This is a genomic window from Variovorax sp. 01T439_2 (genome assembly GCF_056398445.1).
In genome coordinates this window covers 1-2,023 of record NZ_JBFTPJ010001019.1, presented here as the reverse complement: position 1 = coordinate 2,023, position 2,023 = coordinate 1, and the positions used below count along the sequence as shown (strand labels likewise).

Here is a 2,023-nt window from a genome sequence, read left to right as displayed (position 1 = left end):
GGTGGCGCTCTTGGGCGTGAGGATGGTCCGCACGCGTCCGCCTGGCGGTGCGTTCACGCCCGTGTTGGGCGGCACGGTGGAACCGTTGACCGTGTAGGTGTCGTTGCTCTGGTCGTAGACGATGAGCGCGCCGGTGCTCTCGTCGTTGGGCGTGGCGCCGATCAGCCGGCGCATGACGGCATTGCGGATGAACTTGACGTTGTCGGCGCGGCTGTCGTATTCGATGACCTCGGATTCGCCCTCGATCCACTCGTCGGGCGCATTGCGCTTCTGCTTGTAGTAGGCCCTTTTGCCGGGCGCCGCCGTGACCACGCCGTACTGGTAGCCCTCGGCGTCCTGGCGCACGTCGATGCGCGCGCCGCGGATGATGATCGTGCCCTTGGTGACCAGCACGTTGCCCGTGAACACGCTCGTCTGCTTGAGGTCGTCGTAGCGCATCGCATCGGATTCGATGTTCATCGGCTTGCTGCGGTCGGCGGTCTCGGCCAGCGCGCCCGAGGCCAGGCCGGCCAGCAGCAGCGCGCCGGCGGCCAGGCGGCGGATTCGGCGAACGAAGGGGGTGGTGTGGGGATAGGAGGGCAATGTCATAGAGGCACGAAACTTGCTCTGAACCATTGTATGCGGCGGATCAGCACCAGCCACCAACGCCGATGAAAAAGGCCCGCCGAAGCGGGCCGGTGTCCCCATCGGGAGACACCGCGGAACCGGCTTTGCCGGGCCGCAGGTGCCGCCCCTGCAAGGGGGTGGGCGCAGCGGACACGAAGTGCCGCGCAGCCTGGGGGTTAGCCCTTTTTCGCTTCGCCGATCAGGTAGTTGGTGACCTGCAGCGCCTTGGTCATGTTGCCGGCCAGTTCGCCGTCCACGTACCAGCGCCCGTTCACTGCCAGCGCCGGCACGCCGGCCACCTTGTAGGCGTCGGTCAGCTGCGCGGCGCGCTTGGCCTTGCTGGCCACGCCGAAGGAGGTGAAGACTTCCTTGAACTTGGCGCCGTCCAGGCCGTTGGCCCCGGCCCAGGCAATGATGTTGGCGTCGCCGTTCACGTTCTGGCGCTGCTTGTGGATGGCGTCGAAGACCTTCGGCTGGAATTCATCGACCTTGCCCATGGCTTCGAGCGCGTAGTACAGGCGCTGCTTGGCCTCGACGTCGTTGCCCACGAAGGGCACGGGCACGCGGCGGAACGCCACTTCCTTGGGCACCGTCTTGAGCCAGGCTTCCAGCTGCGGCTCGAAGTCGTTGCAGTGCGGGCAGTTGTACGAGAAGAACTCGATCACCTCGACCTTGCCCGCCGGCGCGTCGACCGGCACGCGCTTGTCGAGCACCAGGTACTCGGTGCCGGCCTTGGGCGCGCGCGCCTGGGCGTGTGCGGTGTTGCCAGCCAGCGAAAGCAGGCCCAGCGAGGTGGCGGCCAGCGAAAAGTCACGACGTTTCATTGAAAGAGTTCTCCTGTTGGGTACGGCAGACTGAGCCGGCGCGCCGCGCGGAGTTCCCGCTTGCGGCATGCCCAGGGCGATCCTGGCGGCGGCCCATGCCGCGGCGAAGCTTAAAGAATATCCGCGGCGCCTGCCGGCTGGCTCAGCGCTGCACGCGCACGAGTGCCGATTCGAGGCCGCCGCTGTCGAGCCGCTCCTTCAGGCGATCGGCCTCGTCCTTCTTGTTGAACGGGCCCGCGCGCACCCGGTAGACCGTGCGGCCGGCCTGCTCGCGCTCGGTGACCCGGGCCTCGACACCCATCAGCGACAGCTTGGCGCGCTGGGCCTCGGCGTCGTCGGTGGTGCGGAAGGCGCCCGCCTGCACGAAGTACATGAACGGATCGGCACCCGCCGCCGCGCTGTTGCTGCTGGGCGCGGCGGAGGCCGTGGTGGTGCTGCCACTGCTGCCGCCGGCGCGCGCGCGGGCCAGGTCGCCGAGCGGATCGTTCGACGGCGGCAGGGAATTGGCCTCGGCCGGCACCGGGGCCGGGCGCGCGGGTTTCGGAGCCACCACCACCGGCACCGGCGGCGCGGGCGGCGGGGCCGTGCCAGGC

3 protein-coding genes are annotated in these 2,023 nt (G+C 68.9%); all 3 read right to left on the bottom strand.

The window, feature by feature from the left end:
- Positions 1 to 588 (bottom strand): lipopolysaccharide transport periplasmic protein LptA (lptA, locus tag AC1DOC_RS31290; RefSeq protein WP_478131288.1); only part of this gene is annotated, 588 nt, incomplete at its 3' end.
- A gap of 194 nt (positions 589 to 782) precedes the next feature.
- A complete protein-coding gene (locus AC1DOC_RS31285; protein ID WP_012745626.1) occupies positions 783 to 1,430 on the bottom strand; it encodes a thiol:disulfide interchange protein DsbA/DsbL in 648 nt (215 codons plus the stop codon).
- A 142-nt stretch (positions 1,431 to 1,572) separates the two neighbouring features.
- Positions 1,573 to 2,023: SPOR domain-containing protein (locus AC1DOC_RS31280; RefSeq protein ID WP_478131287.1), on the bottom strand; the 451-nt coding region annotated here is incomplete at its 5' end.

Excerpts from the sequence above, each read along its gene's own strand:
- AC1DOC_RS31285 (WP_012745626.1), bottom strand. The coding sequence starts at position 1,430 with ATGAAACGTCGTGACTTTTCGCTGGCCGCCACCTCGCTGGGCCTGCTT.